General features: G+C 54.8%; 29 protein-coding genes. 19 read left to right on the top strand and 10 right to left on the bottom strand.

The genetic code is table 11. The annotated features are described in order from the left end of the window. Positions 1–471: 471 nt before the first annotated feature. Positions 472–828, top strand: a complete 357-nt coding sequence (locus tag DQX05_RS30580) for a hypothetical protein (protein WP_182914643.1) — start codon at positions 472–474, stop codon at positions 826–828. Here DQX05_RS30580 and DQX05_RS33025 read toward each other — a convergent pair. Further along, positions 793–873 carry a hypothetical protein gene (locus DQX05_RS33025; RefSeq protein ID WP_397335079.1) on the bottom strand — a complete coding sequence of 27 codons (81 nt, stop codon included), beginning with the start codon at positions 871–873 and terminating at the stop codon, positions 793–795. The two genes, DQX05_RS30580 and DQX05_RS33025, sit on opposite strands and share 36 nt — an antisense overlap. A gap of 304 nt (positions 874–1,177) precedes the next feature. Between DQX05_RS33025 and DQX05_RS06495 the strand changes: the two genes are divergently transcribed. The 4 genes from DQX05_RS06495 to DQX05_RS06485 all read left to right on the top strand — a co-directional run bounded on the left by DQX05_RS06495 (position 1,178) and on the right by DQX05_RS06485 (position 4,139). After that, on the top strand, positions 1,178–2,041 hold the full coding sequence (locus DQX05_RS06495) for a TolB family protein (protein WP_259391827.1): 864 nt from the start codon (positions 1,178–1,180) through the stop codon (positions 2,039–2,041). Continuing rightward, a complete protein-coding gene (locus DQX05_RS31730) occupies positions 1,948–2,310 on the top strand; it encodes a TolB-like translocation protein (RefSeq protein ID WP_259391826.1) in 363 nt (120 codons plus the stop codon). The genes DQX05_RS06495 and DQX05_RS31730 overlap by 94 nt, the downstream gene beginning before the upstream one ends. 158 nt (positions 2,311–2,468) lie before the next feature. Next, positions 2,469–3,419, top strand: a complete 951-nt coding sequence (locus DQX05_RS06490) for a LacI family DNA-binding transcriptional regulator (protein ID WP_119791962.1) — start codon at positions 2,469–2,471, stop codon at positions 3,417–3,419. A gap of 81 nt (positions 3,420–3,500) precedes the next feature. After that, positions 3,501–4,139 (top strand): HAD family hydrolase, encoded by a 639-nt coding sequence (locus DQX05_RS06485; protein ID WP_119791961.1) that lies wholly within the window; start codon positions 3,501–3,503, stop codon positions 4,137–4,139. Positions 4,140–4,211: 72 nt separating this feature from the next. Here the strand turns inward: DQX05_RS06485 and DQX05_RS06480 are convergent, their stop codons facing one another. The 8 genes from DQX05_RS06480 to DQX05_RS06445 all read right to left on the bottom strand — a co-directional run bounded on the left by DQX05_RS06480 (position 4,212) and on the right by DQX05_RS06445 (position 10,901). Then, a complete protein-coding gene (locus tag DQX05_RS06480; RefSeq protein WP_119791959.1) occupies positions 4,212–5,252 on the bottom strand; it encodes a polysaccharide pyruvyl transferase family protein in 1,041 nt (346 codons plus the stop codon). Between the two features lie 18 nt (positions 5,253–5,270). Beyond that, a complete protein-coding gene (locus DQX05_RS06475) occupies positions 5,271–6,404 on the bottom strand; it encodes a glycosyltransferase family 4 protein (protein ID WP_119791957.1) in 1,134 nt (377 codons plus the stop codon). Then, the gene (locus DQX05_RS06470) at positions 6,394–7,116 is read right to left on the bottom strand and encodes a glycosyltransferase family 2 protein (protein WP_119792399.1); all 723 of its coding nucleotides are present in this window, start codon (positions 7,114–7,116) and stop codon (positions 6,394–6,396) included. Before DQX05_RS06470 ends, DQX05_RS06475 begins: the two co-directional genes overlap by 11 nt. A 32-nt stretch (positions 7,117–7,148) precedes the next feature. After that, positions 7,149–7,343, bottom strand: coding sequence for a hypothetical protein (locus tag DQX05_RS06465; protein WP_119791955.1), 195 nt, complete (start codon positions 7,341–7,343; stop codon positions 7,149–7,151). A gap of 16 nt (positions 7,344–7,359) precedes the next feature. Beyond that, entirely contained in the window at positions 7,360–7,719 is a 360-nt protein-coding gene (locus tag DQX05_RS06460) for a hypothetical protein (RefSeq protein ID WP_119791953.1), read from the bottom strand. A gap of 250 nt (positions 7,720–7,969) precedes the next feature. Further along, entirely contained in the window at positions 7,970–8,848 is an 879-nt protein-coding gene (gene cysW / locus DQX05_RS06455) for a sulfate ABC transporter permease subunit CysW (protein ID WP_119791951.1), read from the bottom strand. Positions 8,849–8,928: 80 nt separating this feature from the next. Then, positions 8,929–9,792 (bottom strand): sulfate ABC transporter permease subunit CysT, encoded by an 864-nt coding sequence (gene cysT / locus DQX05_RS06450; protein ID WP_119791949.1) that lies wholly within the window; start codon positions 9,790–9,792, stop codon positions 8,929–8,931. A gap of 38 nt (positions 9,793–9,830) precedes the next feature. Further along, positions 9,831–10,901 (bottom strand): sulfate ABC transporter substrate-binding protein, encoded by a 1,071-nt coding sequence (locus DQX05_RS06445; protein WP_119791947.1) that lies wholly within the window; start codon positions 10,899–10,901, stop codon positions 9,831–9,833. 864 nt (positions 10,902–11,765) lie between these two features. Here DQX05_RS06445 and DQX05_RS31725 point away from each other — a divergent pair. The 4 genes from DQX05_RS31725 to DQX05_RS31710 are packed head-to-tail and all read left to right on the top strand — an operon-like array spanning position 11,766 to position 13,037. Beyond that, a complete protein-coding gene (locus DQX05_RS31725) occupies positions 11,766–11,990 on the top strand; it encodes a hypothetical protein (RefSeq protein ID WP_259391825.1) in 225 nt (74 codons plus the stop codon). A gap of 60 nt (positions 11,991–12,050) precedes the next feature. Beyond that, entirely contained in the window at positions 12,051–12,236 is a 186-nt protein-coding gene (locus DQX05_RS31720) for a hypothetical protein (protein WP_259391824.1), read from the top strand. After that, a complete protein-coding gene (locus DQX05_RS31715) occupies positions 12,236–12,727 on the top strand; it encodes a DUF4855 domain-containing protein (RefSeq protein WP_259391823.1) in 492 nt (163 codons plus the stop codon). The genes DQX05_RS31720 and DQX05_RS31715 overlap by 1 nt, the downstream gene beginning before the upstream one ends. 7 nt (positions 12,728–12,734) lie before the next feature. After that, a complete protein-coding gene (locus tag DQX05_RS31710; protein ID WP_259391822.1) occupies positions 12,735–13,037 on the top strand; it encodes a DUF4855 domain-containing protein in 303 nt (100 codons plus the stop codon). Between the two features lie 113 nt (positions 13,038–13,150). Here DQX05_RS31710 and DQX05_RS06435 read toward each other — a convergent pair whose 3' ends face one another. Continuing rightward, positions 13,151–13,444, bottom strand: a complete 294-nt coding sequence (locus tag DQX05_RS06435) for a YerC/YecD family TrpR-related protein (RefSeq protein WP_119791945.1) — start codon at positions 13,442–13,444, stop codon at positions 13,151–13,153. Between the two features lie 262 nt (positions 13,445–13,706). Between DQX05_RS06435 and hppD the strand changes: the two genes are divergently transcribed. The 10 genes from hppD to DQX05_RS06385 all read left to right on the top strand — a co-directional run bounded on the left by hppD (position 13,707) and on the right by DQX05_RS06385 (position 23,751). Then, the gene (gene hppD, locus DQX05_RS06430; protein WP_397335006.1) at positions 13,707–14,876 is read left to right on the top strand and encodes a 4-hydroxyphenylpyruvate dioxygenase; all 1,170 of its coding nucleotides are present in this window, start codon (positions 13,707–13,709) and stop codon (positions 14,874–14,876) included. Positions 14,877–14,906: 30 nt separating this feature from the next. Further along, positions 14,907–15,518 carry a flavin reductase family protein gene (locus DQX05_RS06425; protein WP_119791942.1) on the top strand — a complete coding sequence of 204 codons (612 nt, stop codon included), beginning with the start codon at positions 14,907–14,909 and terminating at the stop codon, positions 15,516–15,518. Positions 15,519–15,543: 25 nt separating this feature from the next. Further along, positions 15,544–16,479, top strand: a complete 936-nt coding sequence (locus tag DQX05_RS06420; protein WP_119791940.1) for a fumarylacetoacetate hydrolase family protein — start codon at positions 15,544–15,546, stop codon at positions 16,477–16,479. A gap of 58 nt (positions 16,480–16,537) precedes the next feature. After that, complete coding sequence (locus DQX05_RS06415) at positions 16,538–17,719, top strand: homogentisate 1,2-dioxygenase (protein ID WP_119791938.1); 1,182 nt, start codon at positions 16,538–16,540, stop codon at positions 17,717–17,719. A 44-nt stretch (positions 17,720–17,763) separates the two neighbouring features. Then, the gene (locus DQX05_RS06410; protein WP_119791936.1) at positions 17,764–18,492 is read left to right on the top strand and encodes a CoA transferase subunit A; all 729 of its coding nucleotides are present in this window, start codon (positions 17,764–17,766) and stop codon (positions 18,490–18,492) included. After that, positions 18,489–19,163, top strand: coding sequence for a 3-oxoacid CoA-transferase subunit B (locus tag DQX05_RS06405; protein ID WP_119791934.1), 675 nt, complete (start codon positions 18,489–18,491; stop codon positions 19,161–19,163). Before DQX05_RS06410 ends, DQX05_RS06405 begins: the two co-directional genes overlap by 4 nt. 20 nt (positions 19,164–19,183) lie before the next feature. Further along, the gene (gene hisC, locus DQX05_RS06400; RefSeq protein ID WP_119791933.1) at positions 19,184–20,302 is read left to right on the top strand and encodes a histidinol-phosphate transaminase; all 1,119 of its coding nucleotides are present in this window, start codon (positions 19,184–19,186) and stop codon (positions 20,300–20,302) included. Positions 20,303–20,420: 118 nt separating this feature from the next. Continuing rightward, positions 20,421–21,599, top strand: coding sequence for an acetyl-CoA C-acetyltransferase (locus DQX05_RS06395; RefSeq protein ID WP_119791931.1), 1,179 nt, complete (start codon positions 20,421–20,423; stop codon positions 21,597–21,599). A gap of 308 nt (positions 21,600–21,907) precedes the next feature. After that, positions 21,908–22,963, top strand: coding sequence for an LLM class flavin-dependent oxidoreductase (locus tag DQX05_RS06390; RefSeq protein WP_119791929.1), 1,056 nt, complete (start codon positions 21,908–21,910; stop codon positions 22,961–22,963). Between the two features lie 329 nt (positions 22,964–23,292). Next, positions 23,293–23,751 carry a hypothetical protein gene (locus DQX05_RS06385; RefSeq protein ID WP_119791927.1) on the top strand — a complete coding sequence of 153 codons (459 nt, stop codon included), beginning with the start codon at positions 23,293–23,295 and terminating at the stop codon, positions 23,749–23,751. Positions 23,752–23,834 lie beyond the last annotated feature (83 nt).

Raw genomic sequence — 23,834 nt, 5'->3', positions numbered from 1 at the left:
TGGGAGAGTGAAGTAAAGAGCAGAAATGGAAGACTGTCCTGACCCGATGGGAGAGTGAAGCAAAGAGCTGAAATAGAAGACTGTCCTGACTCGTTGGGAGAGTGAAGCAAAGAGCTGAAATAAGATGACTGTCCCGACTCGATGGGAGAGTGAAGCAAGGAGCAGAAATAGAAGACTGTCCTGACTCGACGGGAGAGCCAGTGCAAGGTGCGGAAACAGACGGAGGGCAATCCGCCTCAGGTTTGAGAAGCGGGGAATGCTCCCAGTATTTTATACGCGGTTATCTGTCTGCAACCGGGGCGCTTTTTCTATGTCTTTTTTAGTTTCATATTGAGCCTGCCTTAATTCTGACACATTCCCCCTGTATTGTATGGATTGTAGCCGCTCAACGTATGATAAAGGGTTCTCGTACAGTTGCGGCAGGTAAAACCAAAGATTGCAGCAGCAATCACAACCAGGAGGAGATTTAATATGAAAAAGAGATTGTCAGTAGGTATCGCATCGTTAGCTGTTCTTGCTATGGCCGGTTCGGCCTATGCGGCGGAAGCGCAAGGGAAGGCCGGGAATAACGTATTGCAGGCGCAGATTAAAAGTGAGTCCGGCATCGTCGGCGGGCACGCATTAATCCGGAGCAGCTTACATGGGCGCAGTACGATATTTTGGAACTGCTGCGCATTCGCGGTCCGCTTATGCCTTCGGAGATCAGCGAGAGGCTGGGCATGTCGCGAAGCCAGCCAAATAACCATCGATAAGAACAGCCAGACCTTTGAAGGTACTGGCTGTTATTTTTTGCTACCCGGTGCGAAGTCTTTTGCGAAGCTGCTTTAAGGGTTGGTTTCTTCTTCCGCTCATACGCATGCGCTGCTGTGTCATTCCGACGGCAGCCGCGCCGACGCCAATCGCTAATAAAGACCAAAGCGTTTTCCGATTATTCCAATTTTTTAGAAACCCAAATATTCCGTTCATCCCTATCCCACCCCCTTAACGGAACTTGAATAATGGCATTCGCACACCATTCTTATTGTGCGCCGGCATGAGCGGTCACATGCAAGGAATCCTTTCCGGCTACAGCGGCTTCTGAAATCACGCCTTATGCCCAAGGGCCGGCTGTCATAATTTCGTCACTACAGGGAATGATAGTCTCACAGGGGACCCGCTACCGCAGGAGGAATTCGGGATGACAAACCGTGTGATCGCACTTATCGTCTTCGCTTTATTATGCTCATGCTTGCCGACAACAATCCGGGCAGAGTACGGGACGGAACAGAAAGCTGTTGCCGCGTTTATCCGCGGAAATGATCTGTGGATTACAATCGGCGATGAGGAGAGGCAGCTTACCCGCGGAGAGTACATCCGAAGTCCTCGCTGGTCCCATGACGGGAGCTGGCTTGCCTTCTTAAAAGGCAAAGAGGAGAACGAAGTGTGGTTGTATCATCTTGCAACGGGCCGGATGCGCCAGGCCGGACAGGGGCGCAACGCACAGTGGTCGCCGTCGCGCAATTTATTGGCTTTTCAATCGGGAGAGCCTCGTCCTGCTCTTTACATCATCGATACGGAGGGCAAGCGGGAGCCGCGCCGTATCGCGGACCATGTCGGCAATTATTCCTGGCAGCCGGATGGAACAGGTCTCTTATATTCTCGGGAATCCCTCCTGCTTCCGGACGGAAAATGGATTGCGTTCATCGCCGTCCCGACGGCGTCGATGTCGGCAGACGGCAACACGTTATGCATGTTGTCCGCAGATGGGAGGACATTTACGAAGGCGGGCCAAATGCTGAACTATGAAGAGTGGTTCCAGTGGGGCCGCAAGGCAGCACGCTCGGCCTATATTGAAGGCTATGGGCGGGAAGCGACAAGCAATAAGCGGCTTACGGTATTGACCGCATGTCGTCGCTTCTGCATAAAACATATACGCCATCGGGCTATGCCGATCGGGATCTCGCCTGGTTGGACCAGGATACACTTGTCGCAGCCCGGGCGAAGGAAGCCGTCTGGACAGGCGATCCAAGCGAACGCCCGCTTCCTTCCCTCGTGCTCGTGAATCTCGGAGGAGGACGGCAGACAGAGGTTACTCGTCCGCCTCGGAACGTAGGCGATTTCTTCCCGGTCCTGCTTAAGGATGCTGGCCGTCTCGCCTGGGTACGTACGGACCGAAGCAAGGCGCATGTGATGCTGGCTCGGCCGGATGGAAGCCGGCCTGTGCAGTGGATCCGGAACTTGACGCTGCCGGCGGGTTATTACGAGCATTGGAGCTGGAGCGAGGTCATTGGCTACCCAGGGATGATTCCGGATGCCGAAGCAGGGACATAACATGAACAAAGCCGCAGATCTCATCTGACGGCTTTGTTGCATTCCGCTCCTCCCCATTTCGCTCAAGGCATTTGCCCAGATGTGATTAGATCGCTATGATAGAAGGAGCTATACTAGGTTCCACAATAGCGGGGCTCATATAAGGAGGATCTGATCCTGTGCCGAATATACACGATATCGCGAAGAAAGCCGGGGTATCAGTCTCAACCGTATCCAGAGTGCTGAACAATTACAAATATGTGTCTGAAGAAAAAAGAAAGGCCGTCCAGAAGGTTATCGATGAATGGAGCTTCGCTCCCAACCGCAATGCGATTGGCTTGATTCGAGGGGAAACGAGGATGATCGGGGTTATCATGCCCTACAACAACAATCAGGCCTTCGATCAGATGCTGCATGGCGTATTGAACCGCTCCCGGGAAATGGATTATTCGGTCGCCGTGCTGCCGACCAAATACGATAAGAACAAAGAGCTGGAATATCTCTATATGCTGAAAAATAAATGGCTCGATGGCGTGATTATCACCTCCCGCGCGAATGATTGGGAACAGATATTGCCTTATGTCAAGTATGGGGCGATTATTGCTTGCGAATTCACCGGACATCCCGAGATTGGATGTGCTTATATCGATCGGTATGCCTCTTATGTCGACTCCTTTCAATATTTAAAAGAGAGGGGGCATGAAGCAGTCGCCTTCACGACGGCACGCGGGCGGGAGAGCAAGAGCACGCAGCAGACCATCGCGGCGTATGAGAACGTATTCGGAGCGGTGCCGGACCGGTACTTCATCTCGGATTGCTATTCGTTCGAGGATGGATATCGAGCTGCCGAGAAGCTGCTAGGCCTAAGCGATAAGCCGACGGCTATATACGCCAACGGGGATGAGGTGGCCGGCGGGATGTACCGGTATGCAGCATCGGTCGGACTGACCATTCCGCAAGATGTAGCTATACTAGGGCAGGAGAATCAACCGATCGGAGTCGCTCTTGATCTGTGCTCCGTTGACCATCGGCTCGTCCAGGTCGGCGAGCAGGCCTTCGACCTCGCGGTGCGGCGTTCGCGCGACAAGGTGAACATTCCTTACCGGATTATTAAAAGATCTTCGGTATAACATTTTATTTCAAGGCTTGATCTGAAATCCATTTCATCCTGTACCATAGATTGCGAATAAGGATAGGGGAGGATGAATGGCATGTATCAAGCTTTTCTCTTTGATCTGGATGGCACGATTATCGATTCGGAGATGATTGGGCTTCGTGCGCTGCAAGAGACGCTGGCCGAGCTGGGTCTCGCATATCAGCTGAACGAGCTTCGCTTCTCGCTGGGAATTCCAAGCTACAAAACGATGGAAATGTTAAACGTGAAAGACATTCCTGCCGCCATAAAAATATGTGTAGAGAAAGAAAAACCGTATATGAGCAAGGTTCCCATTTTCGAGGGAATGCGGGATGTCATTGCCAAGCTTCCGGCATGCGGAATCGTAACGTCCAAGACGGCGGAAGAAATGAATGACAGCTTCTATTTGCTCGGCATCGATCATTATTTTGAAGCGGTTGTGTGCGCCACTGATACGAGCAAGCACAAGCCCGATCCGGAGCCGCTCGAATTGGGGCTGCGGCGAATGGAATGCACAGCGGATAACGCGATTTATATCGGGGACTCGATCTATGATATGAAGTGCGCCAAGGCGGCGGGAGTCGATTTCGGCCTCGCACTGTGGGGGGCGAAGTCGGCATCCGGATTCGAGGACGCCCGGTATATTTTCGAGACGCCACACGATATTATGAAGCTGCTGGATGAGCCGGCTAAGAGCGAACTAGCGAAGAAATGATATTTGCGATCGGCAGAGGCCATCCTTGTTGGATGGCCTCGCACGACCGACGTTGTCAATGCTTGCTCTCCGTTAAAATAATTGCTCCAGGAAAGGCTTTTCCAAGCTTGCTGTGACGGATTGCCGATGGCTGCCGATGCGGCTGACAATCGACATCTTGTTGGCTAGCGCATGAGCGGCCGTGTCGCGAATGCGCTCGGCCAGCTGCGCCGCGTCCGTGGAGATGGCTAATTGGGGCAGATCGATGGAATGGGCGAAATCGAACGATTTGAAACGGTACCCCAGGCAGATGAAAGGAACATCCGCCGCTGCGGACAGAACATTGGCATGAAGCTTGAAATTGATGGTCAGATCGAACCGTTTCATTAGCTGCAAATAGGTTTCATACGAATGAACTTCCGCATCGTACACTACTTTGTCGGGAGCGGCAATCTTTTCGCACAGCCGCTTGCATGCCTCCCGGTCTGGACCCCATACCGGATACACATATATTTTGTAGCCTTCGTCGATGAGGCAGCGGGCTGCGGAAGCCACCTGATTCTCGACGTACGCTTCATCCTTGCCGTAAATCCGGTTATAAGAGGTGCCCCAATTGATGCCGATCCACCGTTCGCCGGTCTGCTCGCCATCCGATTCAGACGCTGGCAGGGGCGATAGCATGGCCGGATCGCCGCTCACCGTCACCCGATCCATCGCGACGCCCATTTGCCGCATATATTCGAATGTCCACGGTCCGCGTACGCCGCAGTATACCGCATGATCGACAACTTCTTTCACTTTCAGGCACAACTCTTTGCTCTCTGGAGGAGCACTGGAACCGAAGCTGAACGGGTGCAAGCGATCATGGCCGCTGCCCCAAATGATAACGCGCTTTTGTTGCCGTACGGCGTCATGCAATATATCGAGATAGCCTGGAATGAGCAGGGAACCGCCCCCCATTACTATCGTGTCATACTTCGTCATATCCTTGATATCGACTCCAGGGATTGAAGGAATGATCTCATACTCCTCCGGGCTCAAATGAAGCTTCGCCAATTGCTCGAACATGGCCCGCATCCATTCATCGCCCAGATTGTTGAATCCAATCCATCCTAAATACAATACTTTTTTCACGTTGATATCACTCTCCCGTCATTGGGTTCGGGCTTGAACAGCCAAATAGATTGCATCCATCCGCGCAACGATCTTCTGGATATCGAAATGATTCAATATCCATCTTCGGCCTTGCGCGCCGATTTCCTCAAGCGCGTCCCGATCCGCCAATGCGATTTTCAATGATTCGGTTACTGTCTCTTCCGTCGCCTGACGTACAGAATCATGGTCGCCGAAATAATAGTCCCACGCTTGTCCATACACAGATGGCTCGACCAGGCCGAAGAAACCATGGTTGCCGATGGCCAGCACGGGCTTCCCGCAAGCCAACGCTTCGAGGGCAACGCGGCCAGTGCCCACGACGATATCCCCAAGCGCGTAATATTCACGGATCTTCGTCTGATTCCCGGCCATATGAATAAAGGGTTGTCCGGTATCATTATGAATGGTGTTGACCATCTCGTTAATGTCGGAAAATTGGATGCCGCCGCCGACCACGACCAGATGCACATTCGGCACCTCCGCTTTGCGCAGCCGTTCTGCGGCCCTTATCAACATCGTGCAGACGATGGCCTTGTCCCAAGCCAGCCGGCTTGCATAGACGACAACGTTCGCATCATCCGGAATCCGGAGCGACTTCCGCAGTTCATGAGAGGGCGCCGGGTAGAACTCCTCCGGGTCGACCCCGTTCGGCACTACCAGGGAAGGTATCCCATGATGTTGCAAATAGAGCTGGACAGGCTTGCTCACACTGATGACCGCGTCGCTATGCTGAGCCGTCCGGATAAGCTGTTCCTCGGGGTAATAAGCCCCGTGAACCGTAAAGACGACAGGTATTCCCAGTTCTTTGGCGGCCATAGCCGCATACATTCCCGACGGAGTTTGATGCACATGGACGACATCGATTTTGCGGTGCAGCATAATCTGCTTCAAGGTGCGGCTTGTCTGCTTCTGCGAGCTGTCCAGCATGAAGGCGCCCGCTGTTAAATCGACGGCATGAATCGGGCATGCCGCTTGGGCGAAGGAATTGTACATTAAGCCGCCGGCTCCGGCGTATACCGGTTTTACCCCTAATGCTTGCAGTCCCTTAACCAGGCTTAACACATGCGTTTCCGTGCCGCCGACGGCCAAGCTATCCATCACCATCAGCACTCGATAGGCTTTAGTTCTCATTGCGCTTCAACCTATCTTTTCCAAAATATTTCCGGGACCGCTGATTCGGATGCGTGCGGTAGTAATACAGGATATCGGGCATATTTTCGATATTCAGGGGCTTGGCGTTCAACGCTCTGGCTATAAATTCATAATCCTCCGCGCCTTCTATTCTCCTGGTATGTCCGCCGATCCGATCGAACAGCTTCCCGCGGAGCATGATGGTTCCATGGCATACACAGTGGCCGCCGTTGGCATATGTTTTGCGTATTTGTTCCCCGTACCGGATCCAGCCCGCTTTTGATTTCTGCTCGAATAGGCTGTGCTCGAACACTTCATAGTTGGTTCCCACCAGCTCGATGTCCGGGCGGCCCTCCAAAAAGGACACTTGCCGCTCCAGGCGTTCATGATGTGAAATATCATCCGCGTCCTGGGCAGCGATATATTCTCCGGAAGCCAAATATAATCCGGTGGTCACCGCCCCGGCATAACCGATATTGCGGGGCAGGGGCACCGTAATAAACGTCCGGTCGGCCAATTGCTCCCAATTGACTTGCAACCAGTTCTCCACCTGCAGCAAAGAATCGTCTGTCGAGGCATCATCGACGAGAATGACTTCCCAGTTCGGGTACGTTTGCCGTAAGATGCCCTCCAAGCAATCCGTCACAAAGGCTGATTTGTTATAATTCGTAATCACGATGCTTACGAGACCGGGCACTCTTGGGTAGGTCATCATGTTTCACCACCTTGTACCAGCTTGTTATGTTATGAGACAACGCGGACATAGGACACTCTGTTGAGTTGAAAGATGGCATAGTGTCCATTGTCATATCCCGTCAACCGGGAAGTGCGGACCGTCAGCTTCGTATCGTCGACGGATACAAGAACACCTGTTGTCAAGTCCAATGCACTCGCCACCTGGACTTGTTTTCCGATTAAGGAACGGAGCTTATCTTTCACTAGAATCACCTTCCTCCTATTGAATTTGGAACGAAATAACTTGATTCAGATGCACGAGCACCATCGATCCATCCGATTCCCTGATTTCTGCATAGTTCTCTCCGACCTCGGTTATAATGCCTTGAATCGTTCCCCCGAACGAGGTCAATTCAACCTGGCGATGAACGTATCTTTCGATCGATGGCTTAAGCGGGGGATCCGAGTCTCGGTTTCCTTCAGCTCCCATCTCCTCCCGGATGGCTGTCCGGAACGCTTGAACGAGCTTGTTGGTGTGCAGCTCGTCCCCAGTGGAGGACTCCTTGACGACTTGCTTCATGAGTTGAGCCATTCCCTCGAAATATTGCTGCAACTCCTTTTCGTTCACTTTCAATTTCATGTATTTTCACCCGCCTTTCATTTCCATATTAATAGAGTATAGAAAAAGGAGAATGATTGACTAAACTTCTCTCTATCTTTTGGCAAAGTTGTTCGTTTGAACGATAGAATGAGATGGGAGAGGGCAGGCCCGGCACATCGAGCGGGAGGTTGCGAGGGGGAGCCATAGCACAAGTATTCTCTAGCAGCTATAAAATGATAGAAAAAAAGAACATCTGTCGCAGATGTTCTTCAATAAGGCCAGATTCCGCTCAGGCGCGGGTTCGTTCGAGCCAATGCTTCGCCGCAAGCGTGAGCAGCGCCAGGGTGACCAGCAGCGAGGCCGAGGCGAACGCGGCGGAGAACTGGTACTCGTTATACAGGATTTCCACATGCAAGGGAAGCGTGTTCGTCTCGCCGCGAATATGGCCGGAGACGACCGATACGGCTCCGAATTCGCCCATGGCGCGGGCGTTGCAAATGATAAGGCCGTAGAGGAGCCCCCATTTGATGTTCGGGAGCGTAATATAGCGGAACATTTTCCATCCCCTCGCGCCAAGCGTGGCCGCTGCTTCTTCTTCCAGCGTGCCTTGGGCTTGCATGATCGGGATAAGCTCTCGCGCCACGAAGGGGAAGGTGACGAATAGCGTAGCGAGCACAATGCCCGGGAGCGCGAACACGATCTGCACGTCATGCGCCGCTAGCCAGGAGCCGAACCAGCCGTGGGCCCCGAACAGCAGAATGAAGAGGAAGCCCGCAATGACCGGCGAGACGGAAAAGGGCAGGTCGATGAGTGTAATGAGCCATTGCTTGCCGCGAAAGGCGAACTTGGTCAGGCACCATGCGGCGGCAATGCCGAATATCGTATTCAGCGGGACGACGATAAGGGCCGTGATCAGCGTCAGCCGGATGGCCGACAGCGCGTCCGGCTCCGTCAGCGCCGCGAAGTAGACTTCCGCGCCCCGCTTGAACGCCTCTGCGAAGACGGCCGCGAGCGGGAGCAGCAGGACGAGACCGATGAAGGCGAGCGCGACGGCGATGAGCAGCCGGCGGACGAACGGGGATTCGGTCGTGCAGCCGGCGCGAGGCGCAAGCTTGCGGGAGGCTTGCGGCGGGGAAGGGGAGATGGTAGCGGACGGTGAAGCGGCCATGCGTTAATCCTCCTTCAGGATGAAAGTAACCTCATAACGGGCGGCGGCGAATGAATGGATCCGGCAGGCGTTCATGCGCTTCATAGCGAGGTCATGCGCCGCGCCGCCTTCCATTGCAGTGTATTGATAAGCAGCTGCAGCAGGAAGGAGAGGATGAGCATAACGAACGCGACGGCGGTGGCGCCCGCGTAATCGTATTGTTCCAGCTTGGTCATGATGAGCAGCGGCGCGATCTCGGTCTTGTACGGCATATTGCCGGAGATGAAGACGACCGAACCGTATTCTCCGATGCCGCGGGCGAACGCAAGCGCGAATCCCGTCAGGAGCGACGGAAGGAGCTGTGGCACGATAATGCGGCGGAAGACGGTCAGCCGCTTCGCCCCGAGCGTGGCGGCCGCTTCCTCGACCTCCGTCTCCCATGACTCCAGCACCGGCTGAACCGTGCGGACGACGAAGGGGAGACCGATGAAGACGAGGGCGATCGCGATCCCGATCGCGGAGTAGGCGCTCGGGATGCCGATCGCGTACAGCCAGCGGCCTATCCAGCCGTTCTCGGCGTAGATCGCCGTGAGCGCGATGCCCGCGACCGCGGTCGGCAGGGCGAAGGGCAGATCGATAATGCCGTCGATCAGCCGTTTGCCGGGGAATGTGTAGCGCACCAGCACCCAGGCGACGACAAAACCGAACACGACATTGACCAGTCCGGCGGCGAACGCCGTCGCGAAGCTGATGCGGTAGGCCGCCAGCACGCGCTCATCGAAGACGGCAGCCCAGAAGCTGCTCCAGTTCAGCTCAAGCGACTTCAGCACGACGGCGGACAGCGGAATGAGCACGAGCAGCGATAAATAGCCAACGGTAAATCCGAGCGTGATGCGGAATCCGGGAAGAACCGCATACGGCTTGCCTTTAGGCTGGGGCTGCTTTGGGGGTGGTGTGGCAGTCATGGGGCATTGCCGCCTCCTTTTTCCAAGAGATTGAACGTTTACCGTTTATAGATTTCGTCGAACAATGCGCCGTCGGTGAAATGCCTTTTGTGGGCCTCGGCCCAGCCGCCGAACTGCTCCTGGATGGTCAGGAGCTTCACTTGCGGGAAGCGCTGCTCGTACTTGGAGGCCACGGACTCTAACCGCGGCCGGTAATAATGCTTGGCGGCGATGTCTTGCCCTTCCTCACTATACAAATAGTCGAGGTATGCTTCCGCCGCTTGGCGTGTTCCCCGCTTATCCACGATCTCGTCGACGACGGCGACCGGCGGCTCCGCCAGAATGCTTAGGCTCGGCACCACGATCTCGAATTTATCCTTGCCCAGCTCGTTGGAGGCCAGGAATGCCTCGTTCTCCCATGAGATCAGGACGTCGCCGATGCCGCGCTCCACGAAGGTGGTCGTCGCTCCGCGTGCGCCGGAGTCGAGAACGGGCACGTTGCGGTAGAGGCTGCGCAGCCATTCCTGTGCCTGTTCTTCATTATTACCGCTTGCCACGAGCGCATAGCCCCAGGCGGCAAGGTAGTTCCAGCGCGCACCGCCCGAGGTCTTCGGATTCGGCGTGATGACCTGGACATCCGGCTTCACGAGATCGTTCCAATCGCGGATGCCTTTCGGGTTGCCCTTCCGCACGAGGAAGACGATGGTAGAATAATAAGGGGCGCTGTTGTCTTTCAAGCGCTCCTCCCAGCCGTCCTTGATCAGGCCAGCCTGTTGGATGGCATCGACATCGTAAGCCATGGCGAGGGTAACGACGTCCGCCTGCAGCCCGTCGATAACGGAACGCGCCTGCTTGCCGCTCCCGCCATGGGATTGCTTCACGGTGACAGACTGCCCTGTCTTCTTCTGCCAATAAGCTGCAAACGCCTTATTGTAATCGGCATACAGTTCACGCGTCGGATCGTAGGATACGTTCTGAAGCACGATTGGCTCCGTGCCGCCGCTTCCGTCCGTTCCGCCTTGGGCGTCCTTCTTCGCGCCGCCGTCTCCGCTTCCGCAGGCGGCGGTCAGGCTCAAGGCCGCGATGAGTGCCCATAGCATTGCTTTTTTTCGGTATGATCTGCCGTTCATCTTCCATGCTCCTCTCTGTCGGCCGCTTGCTGGCTCATCGCTGCGCCGTAGCATAACCGCAGCAAATGAAGTGTGCGCGCCTAATTTATTGCATAACCCCGATGGGACAACTTGGATATTTGAGCGTATGCCAGTATGGTATCAGCCCTGTCGAGTGATAGTCAATAAAGATTTGCAGGAATGCGACTTATTCCCAGTATCGTCAAAAGGAGCGGTACTCTCTGTCCTGAAAATGTTTCATATCGGTGCCGTTCCGGTTGTTCGGGGACCGGTTTATTCCAAATTGCGTATATGAAACAGAGGCAATATCTCTTCGCGAGCCCGATAGAGGCAACTCTATGTGCAAGCAAGGAAGCGAGACTTCGGGGCTATGGTTCGATCGCCATAGGGGATGCAGTTCAAGCCGCCGCTCAACCCTGCTGCCGGCTTGTGAGTCGCTTGTCGCCGAGCTGGGCGCCGCGACAGCCGAGGAGCTGATCAACGGGCCGAACTGGTCATTTGGTTCCTGCCCAAGCTGTGGTATATGGGGGAGGCGATCATGCGCGAGAACCGGGACATCGTGGAGAAATAGCATATTGCTGCCGCCATCAAAGCGGAAGAGCTTGCGGACCGAGAAGGTAAACAACTGTATACGAAAGTCATAAGATATCTCTTTGCACGGGGCAGAACGTCTCTTAATGTTAAAGTGAAGGCGCTTACATACCCGGCTTCGAAGGCTTCAAGACCTGTGCTGGAAGGGAGGGAACTGATATTTGTGGGCGCGAGGCAGTCGTGCCTAGAGAAGCAGCATAGGGGAAAGTAAACCACACTCAGGAGGGAAAATGATGCTGTCTTTGAAAAAGAAGAATATCCCTGGCCTTATGTATGATGATGCTGATTACCTTCATCCCGGTTCCGAATGCGCATGCGGCCGAGAACGAACCGGAGCTTCGCAATCTGTCCAAGGACTCCACCTATGAATGGTCGGAGGCGCCGGATTACCGCTACCCGGATACCGGTAATAAGCTGACGGACGGCACAACCGGCGGCACGAACGTGCTGGACCCGGCATGGACCGGACATTTGTTCTCGATGCACCCGAAAGCCTAGACCTTCCTCGATGAGATCGAGATTATCGGAGCGGACGGCAAGCTGGAGATCGCCTCGGAGGTGCCGGCGAAGTCGTTCGAATATTTGCGCCCGGGCGCGGATACGGCGGGAATCCGCAATCTGTCGCTCGTCTATAACGGGTACTACAGCGATGTGGCGGAAAGGACGAAGGACAATTTGATACCCGAGATTGGCTATGTCAATAAAATGGCGAGCTTACGGACTGGTTCTTCGATGGCGTGCTGATGCTCGGCCAGAAGTCGCCGGAAGGACGCGATTTCGGCGTTGACTCGCTCTTGCCGGACTGGAAATGGTATCTCGACAAAACCTTCAAGCCGCAAGGCGATATGAGCCAACTGCTGAATGAAGCGGTGAAGGAAGTCGGCCAGAAGCTGAATCAGCCGGATTACAAGATGAAGGTTGTGGCGATGATCCCGCTTCCGGCCGAACATGTTACGGACTTCGGCGATGTGGACGGGGACGGCGTATCCGAGAACTTCAATGAAGGAAGCGTCGGCCGGGAGCAGACGCTGGCCAGTCGGCAGAAGGCCATACGCTGGTGGAGCCAGGAAGTCCTCAAGCGTTGGGAAGCGAACAATTACTCGAACCTGGAGCTTGTCGGCCTGTATTGGCTGGATGAGACGAATAGCACCAGCGAATCGGGTCCGGATTTCGTCCGCATGGTCAATGCCGATGTGCATGCGCAGGGCTTGACATCCGCACTCCATGGCGTATAAGGCCTATATGTGGCAAGATGTCGGACTCGATGCGGCAGCCTACCAGCCGAATTATTGCTTCGAGCCGTTGTCTATCGATCGTCTGGCGGACGGAGTCAAGACGGCGAAGCGGTTCGGCATGGGCGTCGAACTCGAGTTCGACAACCGTATGCTGAAGGATGAGGCATTCCGCAAGCGGTTCCATGAATATCTCGACGCTGCTTATGATTATGGCTTTGCTGGCCCAGACACGTTCAAGGTGGATGCGAACGGCAACGGGAAAATCGACGACCAAGATTTGGCCTTCGCCAGCCGCAAGCTGATGAACTAGAAGGGGCCGACACGCGCTAAGCGCTTCCGCTTAGGATGTGTCGGCTCTTGTGCCGGCATGACCCCTGATTGTAACGGGGACGCGGAGAGCTTCGCATGCCCCGATGTTGATGACTATTGATCTTCAAGCCTGTCGAGCATGAGGCGGTAACTTCCGTTGCCATAGTGCAGGATTCGTTTGACGCGCGAAATAATGGCCGTGCTTGCGCCGGTCTCCGCTTCGATCTCCATATACGTGCTGCCGTTCAACAGCATTTTGGCGACTTCCAGCCGTTGGGACAGCGCCTGCAATTCTTTTGGAGTCGTCAAGTCTTCGAAGAAATCATAACATTCCTCCATGCTTTGCAGCTTCATAATGACCTCCAGCAATTGCTCGATTGCCGGATCGCAGGAACGCTTGGCATACATATCGTCCTATCAACTCCAATTCGAAATGAATACCACGAATGCGCATACTCCTTAATTTTAGACAAGAAGCCGCCTTTTTCCTTCTATTTGTTCAAAAAACATTCACAAATTCGAAAAAAGCAGTCTGATACTATTTTGGCGCTTTACTACGATATCGCAGCGATGCGGTTTATCCCTGCTGGATTCATGCGCGTATGAGCTGCCGCGGCTCTTCCGCCGTGCGTTGGAGCAGGCTCGCGTTCGAGTACGCTTTTGCTAGATATTGGAATGCATCATATACTTTCAGTGGCAACAATCAAGCGAGTGTAGGAGGGTGTTTATGAAAAAACAAGCGGTAACCGACAGAACGGAGCAAGAAATTTTCCCGATCCAGGACATCGACTACATTGAATTTTATACGGGGAACGCGAAGCAAGCGATGCACTATTTCGTCAAAGGCTATGGATTCCGGCCTATCGCCTATTCGGGCTTGGAGACCGGCAACCGGGATCAAGTATCGTATGTTATCGAGCAGAATAAAATTCGGTTCGTTCTCTCCGGCGCTCTCTCCGACAGTCATCCGATTGCCGAGTTCGTCAAATTGCACGGCGACGGGGTCAAAGATGTCGCATTGCGGGTCAGCAATGTTGAAAAGGCTTACAAGGATGCGGTATCACGCGGCGGAATCGCCATTATGGAACCAGCTGAATATTCGGATGAGCACGGCAAGGTCAAAAAAGCGGTGATCGGCACGTATGGCGACACGATTCATACATTGATAGAGCGGGACGATTATCACGGATTGTTCCTGCCTGGCTATCAGTCGATTGAAGATAGACTTTCGCACCAGCCGGCCGGACTGATCGGCGTCGATCATGTCGTCGGCAACGTGGAGCGAATGGATGAATGGGTTACTTACTATGAAAAAGTGATGGGCTTCAAGCAAATGATTCATTTCGATGATGAGGATATCAGCACGGAATATTCGGCCTTGATGTCCAAAGTGATGCATAACGGAGGCAGAATCAAATTCCCGATTAACGAGCCAGCGACCGCCAAGCGCAAATCGCAGATCCAGGAGTATCTGGAATATTACAACGGCCCGGGGGTGCAGCATCTGGCCTTGCTTACGAATGACATCGTATCGACCGTGACGGCGCTCCGCGCGAACGGAGTGGAGTTCCTCGGCACGCCGGATTCCTATTACGACATGCTCACAGCACGGGTAGGACAGATCGATGAGGATATCGCCAAGCTGAAGGAACTGAAAATTTTAGTCGACCGCGATGATGAAGGCTATTTGCTGCAAATCTTCACGAAGCCGCTTGTCGACAGACCGACGCTGTTCTTTGAGATCATTCAGCGCAAAGGAGCCGTCGGCTTCGGCGAAGGCAATTTCAAGGCCTTGTTCGAATCGATCGAACGGGAGCAGGAACGCCGCGGCAACTTATAGACCCGCGCCGCAGGAAGGAGTTGAAGCCGCATGAATATTGCACCGCACGATCTGCACTGGAAAGACGCCTACAAGCTGATGATAGGCTCCATCCTGCCGCGTCCGATTGCTTTTGTGTCCACGATCGATCCGAACGGTACGGCGAATCTGGCTCCGTTCAGCTTTTTTACAGCCATTTGCGCGGAGCCGCTCCTGATCGGCTTCGCCCCGATGCGCCGGGGGACGGACGGCCGCAAAAAAGATACGCTTGTCAATATTGAAGCGACCGGCGAATTCGTCGTCAATATCGTCGGTGAACGGATCGTCGAGCCGATGAATGAGACTGCCGCCGAATTCGAACCGGATGTGGATGAGTTCCAGGCGGCGGGCTTGACCCCGATCCCGAGCCAGCTCATTCGTCCATACCGGGTGCAGGAAAGCGGCATCCATATGGAATGCGTGCTCCATGACATCCTTCATTTCGGCGATCAGCCTGGCGCCGGCAGTCTCGTCATCGGCAAGGTCGTGCTGATGCATATAAGCGACGAGCTGTACGCCGACGGCAAAATCGACATGGAGAAGCTGCTTCCGATCGGACGCATGGCTGGCCATGTCTACACCCGGGCGGTCTCTGACACATTTATGCTGGAGCGAAAAAAGTAGCGGCATACGGAAAGCGGGAGGTTCTATGAAGCTCGTAACATTTGACACCGGCACCGGCGCGCCGCGCTCCGGCTGGCTGCGGGAAGGCTGCGTCATCGACATGCAGGCCGTCAGCGAAGGTCGGCTGCCTCGCGAATTGCTGGAATTGGTGCGCCATCACGAGAACCATTTGGAGGAGGTTAAGCGCATCGATCGACGCCTTGGCCCTGATGCGGAGTCGCTGCTCGCGCATGCAGGCGTCTATCCAGTGACAGACGTCGCCTTGCTCGCGCCGATTCCGAAGCCGCCGAGCGTTCGCGATTTCTATGCCTTCGAAGCGCATGTAATCGCAGCAAGGCGGCGGCGGGGACTCGATATCGTTCCGGAATGGTACCAGTTCCCGGTGTTCTATTTCAGCAACCATCAGGCCATCGCCGGCCCGAACGCGATTATCCCCAGACCGGCCGCCACCTCGGCTCTGGACTATGAGCTGGAGGTGGCCTGCGTCATCGGCAAGGAAGGACGGGATATCGGGGCAGAGGTAGCGGACGCCTATATTTTCGGCTATTGCATCATGAACGACTGGAGCGCGCGCGATCTCCAACGGGAGGAAGTCAAGGTCGGGCTCGGCCCGGCCAAGGGCAAAGACTTCGCTACGTCGCTCGGTCCGTATCTGGTCACCAAGGACGAGCTGGAGAGGCACCGCGCAGGCGGGCACCACGAGCTGGAGATGGCGGCTCGCGTCAACGGAATCGAGCTGTCGCGCGGCAATCTGCGCGACCTCCATTATACGTTCGGGGAGATGATCGCGCGGGCTTCGGCTGACGCCACGCTGTACCCCGGTGATATTATCGGATCGGGCACGGTCGGGACCGGCTGCATTCTCGAGCTGGGACCGGACGTGCACCGCTGGCTGGAGCCCGGCGATGTCATCGAATTGGAAGTCACTGGACTCGGCCTGCTGCGCAACACTATCGGTTGAAGCGGCGAAGAAGTCGTGCTCGACTGATGCTGAATTGAGAGAGAGGAGGATTCATGTCATGGCCTATTATCGCCGCATGGGAGACATTCCGGGCAAGAGGCATACGATGTTCCGCAAGCCGGACGGCACCCTGTACCGGGAGCAAGTCATGGGAACAAAGGGCTTTTCCGGCATCCAGTCGATCTTGTATCATCATTATCCGCCGACCGCTGTCGGCAAGGCGGAAGTGCACGCCGCCTTCGACATTGAATTCGAAGAGCAAGGAGCGCTGCGCCACCGCCATCTGTTGACCGACGATTGCACCGATACGGGCGATGCTGTCGCGGGCAGACGCTATATGCTGGGCAATGAGGATTTGCTTATCGCCATTGCGAACGTCGATCGGCCAATGGATTATTTCTACCGGAACGGGGACGGGGACGAGTTGTTGTTCGTGCATGAAGGGGAGGGCACCGTAGAGACGATGTTCGGTACGCTCCGTTACCGGCCGGGAGATTATATTGTTATCCCAATCGGCACGATCTATCGCATCATTCCGGAGCCGGGGCGTACGAAGCTCTTGGCCGTGGAGACGAACAGCTGGATTACGACGCCGAAGCGCTACCGCAACGCGCATGGCCAGCTTCTGGAGCATAGCCCTTTCTGCGAGCGGGATTTCCGCGGTCCGGAGAAGCTGGATACTTATGCGGAGGTCGGCGAGTTCGAGGTAAGAACGAAGTCTAGGGGACATATCCACCTGCATATGTTTAATCATCACCCGTTCGATGTCGTAGGCTGGGACGGGTATTTGTATCCGTGGATCTTTAACATAGCCGATTTCGAGCCGATTACGGGCCGCATTCATATGCCGCCGCCGATTCATCAGACCTTCGAGGGGAATAACTTCGTCATCTGCTCCTTCGTTCCCCGGTTATACGATTATCATCCCGAGGGGATTCCGGCCCCTTATTTCCACAGCAACGTAGACAGCGACGAGGTGCTCTATTATGTCAGGGGCAACTTCATGAGCCGCAAGGGCGTGAAGGAAGGCTCCATCACCTTGCATCCGTCGGGCATTCCGCACGGCCCGCATCCCGGCAAGATCGAAGACAGCATCGGCAAAAAAGAAACTACGGAGCTTGCGGTCATGATCGATACGTTCCGGCCACTGCGCGTCGTCAAGCAGGCGCTGTCGTATGAGGATAGCCAATATATGTACAGCTGGTGCGCCGATTCGCAGGAAGCGTCGCGGACCGTGTAAACGCGCTTAGGCGCAAAGATATGCCGATGAAAGGAGCGCATGGCATGAAGCAGCATGGGAAAGTCGTGCATTCCGCCGCCGAGGCGATAGAGGGGATTCAGGACGGAGCCACCTTGATAGTGGGCGGATTCGGCCTGTGCGGTATCCCCGAACTGGCCATTGCGGCGCTGAAAGACAGCGGCGTGAAGAATCTGACCATCGTCAGCAATACTTGCGGCGTGGACGACTGGGGGCTCGGCCTCCTGCTCCCGAAGCGCCAGATCAAGAAAATGATCGCCTCGTATGTCGGGGAGAACAAAACGTTCGAGCGCCAGCTTCTGAGCGGCGAGCTGGAGGTGGAGTTCGTTCCGCAGGGCACGCTGGCCGAGCGCATCCGCGCGGGCGGAGCTGGCATCCCGGCTTTCTACACGGCGACGGGCGTCGGCACGACGGTGGCGGAAGGCAAGGAGCATAAACAGTTCAACGGCCGCACCTACTTGATGGAAAAGGCGATTGTCGGCGATTTTGCGTTCGTCAAGGCGTGGAAGGGGGATTCATTCGGCAACCTGGTCTACCGGAAGACGGCACGGAACTTCAATCCGCTGGCAGCGGCTGCGGGCAAGATTACGATTGCTGAGGTGGAGGAACTGGTCGAGCCGGGACAATTGGATCCGAATGATATTCATACGCCCGGCATCTATGTGCAGCGGGTGCTCCACGGAACCGGGTACGAGAAGCGGATTGAACGGCGCGTCGTGCAGCCGGCGACGCTCGGAACGGGGGGATTCTCATGAGTGACGCACGCGAGGCCATCGTCCGGCGGGCCGTGCTGGAGATTAAGGACGGGATGGCGGTCAATCTCGGCATCGGCATGCCGACCATGATTGCAGGAATCATTCCGCCGGAGTGCAATGTGCTGCTTCATTCCGAGAACGGCCTCCTGGGCCTCGGTCCATATCCTCAGGAAGGGAGCGAGGATCCGGATCTGATTAACGCGGGCAAGGAGACGGTAACCGTCGTGGATGGCGCCTCCTATTTCGACAGCGCCGAATCGTTCGCCATGATTCGGGGCGGACATATCGATCTAGCCATTTTGGGCGGAATGGAAGTATCGGAGCGGGGTGATCTGGCGAATTGGATGATCCCCGGCAAAATGATTAAGGGCATGGGAGGCGCCATGGACCTGGTGAACGGCGCCCGGCGCATCGTCGTCATTATGGAGCATGTGAACAAGCACGGCGAACCCAAGATCAAGCGCGAGTGCAGCTTGCCGTTGACAGGCACGCGAGTGGTCGACCGGTTAATTACCGATTTGGCCGTGTTTGATTTTACCGAAGAAGGCATGGTCTTGATCGAGACGCAGCAGGGAGTTGACGTAGAAGAGATTCAGCACAAAACCGAGGCGTCGTTCCGGGTAAATCCCGCGTTAAGCGCGGTGAACGCGCCGCCCCGGGCATCGGAGTAATGGAGCAAGGAGGATGGTCTATGCAAGTCTCTGTCAAGATTCCGACGAGAAAAGAGATCGAACCGTTAGGCGTATACGTGCCGGGCAAACCGATTGAAGAGGTAAAAAGGGAGTTCGGCCTTACTGACATTATCAAGCTCGCGTCCAATGAAAATCCGTACGGCTGTTCGGAGCTGGCCACCCAGGCCGTCATGCGCGAAATGGAGAAATGCGCTCTGTATCCGGAAGGCACCGCCCCCGAATTGGCGGGAAAGCTGTCCTCTCGCCTTGGCGTGGCGCCTGAATATTTCATTATCGGCAATGGGTCCGACGAGATCATTCGCTTATTGACGCGGAGCTATATTGCAGCAGGAGACGAAGCCGTTATGGCCGATGTCACGTTCTCCCGATACGAGACGAATGTTCTCATCGAGGGCGGCGTTCCGGTAACGGTGCCGCTTATCGACGGCGTCCATGATCTGGCCGGCATGCTGAAGGCGATCGGCAGCAGGACGAAGATGATCTTCGTATGCAACCCGAACAATCCGACAGGGACGATCGTGGGACGAAGCGAGCTGCTTGCCTTCATCGAGCAGGTGCCGCGCCATATTATGCTGGTCATCGACGAGGCTTACTACGAATATGTGTCCGCTCCGGACTATTTGCAGACCGTGCCGCTGCTGGCCAGCCATCCGAATCTGGTCATCCTGCGCACGTTCTCCAAAATTTACGGTCTGGCGGCGCTGCGTGCAGGTTACGGCATGATGCAACCGAGCATTGTGCAGGAGCTGCTCAAAGTGAAGGAGCCGTTCAACTCGAACCGGATGGCGCAAGCCGCGGCCATCGCCTCATTGGACGATACGGCGTTCGCCGCCGACTGCGCGCGGCGGAATGAGGCGGCGAGAACGAAGCTGGTCGCGGAACTGAAGCAGCTGGGGCTGTCCTGTTATCCTTCACATGCCAATTTCCTGATGGTGAAGCTGGACCGCTCCGGAGATGATGTCTTCCAGTCCTTGCTGGCGCAGGGCGTGGTGGTGCGGGCGGGCAGCCTGCTTGGCTATCCGGACACGATCCGCGTATCCATCGGAACGGAGCAGGATAACCAGGTGTTCATCGAGGCCTTGCGGAATATTCTCGGACCCGACGGCCAGTCGGCGTGAGCCGTGAGCGATGCGGGAGGCATTCTCTTGCCTATCTATTATCTAGTGCAGAGGGTCTTTGAATGAGCTATTGCACGGCGTCTTTGATAATGTTGCTTAGCGGAATGGGGGTGACGTTCTGACGGACGTCGTTATTGCAAGCGCCGTGCGGACGCCGATCGGCGCGTTCATGGGCGGATTGAGCGAAGTGCCGGCTGTCGATCTGGGAGCGCTGGTCATCGCGGAAGCGCTGCAGCGGGCCGGGGTGCGCCCGGAAGCGGCGCAAGAGGTGATGATGGGCAATGTGCTGCAGGCGGGCATCGGCCAAGGTCCCGCTCGTCTGGCCGCGATGAAGGCGGGCCTGCCTAGCGAGGTTCCGGCCGTAACGATCAATAAAATATGTGGCTCTGGGCTGAAAGCGGTCATTATTGCCGCACAGGCCATCAAGGCGGGCGATGCGGATCTTATCGTCGCCGGCGGCATGGAGAATATGTCGATGGCGCCTTATTTGCTGGCGCAAGGAAGGGCCGGATATCGGCTGGGGGACGGAGTAGTCGTGGATAGCGTCCTCAAAGACGGGCTTACCTGCTCGATCTGCGGCATCCATATGGGGCAGACCGCGGAAAATATCGCAGCAAAGTATCAGATTGCGAGGGAAGAACAGGATGCCTTTGCCTTGACGAGCCAGCAGAAAGCCCGTGAGGCATGGGAGCGCAGCGAGTTCTCCGCCGAGATCGCACCGGTGGAGATTCGGACCAAGAAGGGCTTGATGAGGATAGAAGCCGATGAGCATCTGCGTCCAGATGTGACGGCCGCTAGCCTGGCGCGTCTCAAGCCTGCCTTCCAGCCGGAAGGCACGGTGACGGCCGGCAATGCCTCCGGAATTAACGACGGGGCGGCGGCGCTTCTCATCTGTTCCGGCCGTATGGCGAAGCAGATGGGACTGCCGGTGTTGGCGCGCATCCGCGCCTACGCCTCCACGGGCGTGGACCCTGCCTTCATGGGCATGGGTCCTGTATCGGCCGGGCAAGCGGCGCTGAAGAAGGCCGGAATGTCGATCGCGGATATTGACGTAGCGGAATTGAATGAAGCTTTCGCCGCTCAGTCGATCGCCGTCATCCGCGAGCTCGGGATCGATCCGGCGGTTGTCAATGTGAACGGCGGCGCCATCGCGCTCGGGCATCCGATTGGCGCCAGCGGTGCGCGCATTCTGGTGACGCTGCTGTATGCAATGAAGCGCAGGCAGGCGGCCACCGGACTTGCGGCCCTGTGCGTCGGCGGCGGTCACGGCGTCGCCGTTGTCGTCGAGCAAATGTAACATATCGAATATGGGTGCACCTCCGATTCTCCTTGGGTCGGAGGTGTTGCCGTTTGATCGCAAGGCACATAGGGGGGCGGCTGCCTTCCTGTGTGAATCATGGGCTTTTAGAAGCTGCATTTCCTCATCAAGATGGAGTTGCTGCAGTTGAGGGTTCCATGTAATGTGGAACTCGATTTTTTTACACCGAAAAATAAGAAAATTACAAGAACAACCTATGAAATAATGAAAATAAGTGATAAATTAATATACCGTCTGGAGTGTGCGTATGATAAACATGAACATCAATGGAAAAGAGGAAATCGATAGTGGAACTAGGTATAAGCACGTTTGTCGAGACAACACCTGATGTCAGCACGGGAACAACGATAAGCCACGCGGAGCGGCTGCGTGAAGTAGTGGAGGAGATTGTTCTCGCGGATCAGGTAGGACTGGATGTATATGGGGTAGGTGAGCATCATCGTCATGATTTTGCGGCATCATCTCCTGCGGTTGTATTAGCTGCTGCTGCATGTAAAACAACGAAAATTCGGCTGACGAGCGCTGTCATGATTTTGTCATCTGCTGATCCCGTACGTGTATTTCAAGATTTTGCAACGCTTGATGGCCTGTCTAACGGAAGGGCGGAGATTATGGTCGGCCGAGGCTCCTTTCTCGAATCATTCCCCTTGTTCGGTTACGATCTGGACGATTATGAAGAGCTGTTCGATGAAAAGCTGGAGCTGTTGCTGCACATTCAGAAGTCGGAGAAAGTAAGCTGGAGCGGGAAGCACCGCCCTGCGATTCAGGATCTAGGCATTTATCCGCGCCCCGTACAGGCTCCTTTGCCGGTCTGGATTGGAAGTGCAGGAAGTCCGGAATCCGCGATTCGTGCAGGGGCATTGGGACTTCCATTTGTTCTCGCCATTATCGGAGGAGTGAATCCGCTCGACTACGCTTCACAGGTTGACCTTTACAAAAAGGCGGCTGCCGAAGCTGGTCACGATGTAACCCGTTTGCCAATTGCTTCTCATTCCCACGGTTTTGTTGCTAAGAATCAAAAACAAGCAATCGAAACGTTCTTCCCGTCTACATTTGCCAGAACGAACGTGAGAGCCGCTGAAAAAGGGGCGCCACCGTACACGAGAGCGGACTACGACGCGGCCTGCAGCTTGGAAGGTGCTCTATATGTTGGCGACCCAGAAACGGTAGCCCAAAAAATTATTCATCTTCGCAAGCATGTTGGTGTCACCAGATTTATGTTACATATGCCGCATGGCACAATGCCTCATGAAGAGGTCATGGAAGCGATACGGCTATTCGGAACGGAAGTAGCGCCTCGTGTAAGAGAAGAGGTAGCAGGTTGGGAGCAACATCATTGTTGAGCTGGATTCGAACAGACGCGGCCTGGATGAGGCAGCGTCTGTTTATCGTTTCTGAGCGTTGTTCCCGTAACACGACATATAAGAAGGTATTGGCAATGCATGCTTGTTTTCAAAAAATTCACTGTATTCACTGTATTATGCAGTATTCTGACCTTTACCTCTATATAGCCGCTCCGCTGGGGCGGCACTTTTAATTGAATTAATCCACAAAAAACAGTAATTATGTGGAAAAAACTACAAGAATCCATGTACTTCCAAAGTAAGATAATGGTATTATCTAGGTGGGAGTTGGAAAACGGCTCTACTACATATATAAAGGTGAGATTACTATGAAGAAGTTTGTATCAACGCTTTTGGTATTCGCATTAATGTTGGTATTCTCAACGAGTGCATTTGCAGCTACGGGGCTTGGTGACACAAGGGACAGTGCAATTGATTTGTATCCAGAAGGCCTACTTGACTTCTATCCAGGAAGCCCAGTCCACCTGTCTATTGAAAACAGCAAAGATGAAGATTGGTTTAAATGGACAAATAACACGAGAAAAATGAAAGGTATTACAGCTTTATTCATAGGAACAGAAGACTATGAAAATTTCAGATTAGGCTATATTATTAAGTACAAAAACGGTGATGAATCAGACCTATTGGACGCTCAACGTTTTGGCCAGTATCAAGCGTTTGATTCCAAAAATTTACCAGACGGTGCTACGGTGTACTTTGTGGTCAAAAAAATAAGTGACGGTACAGCACAGTACCAGTTCGGATTCTATATTGATGATAACTTTTAAGTAGACCATTTTAGGGCCGCTGAATAACCAGCGGCTTTTCGTATTATTAGGTCAACCGGAATTTCTGGTTGGCCTATTTTTGT

The sequence above is a fragment of the Paenibacillus thiaminolyticus genome, from assembly GCF_003591545.1.
GTDB lineage: Bacteria > Bacillota > Bacilli > Paenibacillales > Paenibacillaceae > Paenibacillus_B > Paenibacillus_B thiaminolyticus_A.
The sequence above is the reverse complement of the archived record's forward strand: the minus strand, read 5'-3'. Positions and strand labels throughout refer to the sequence as shown.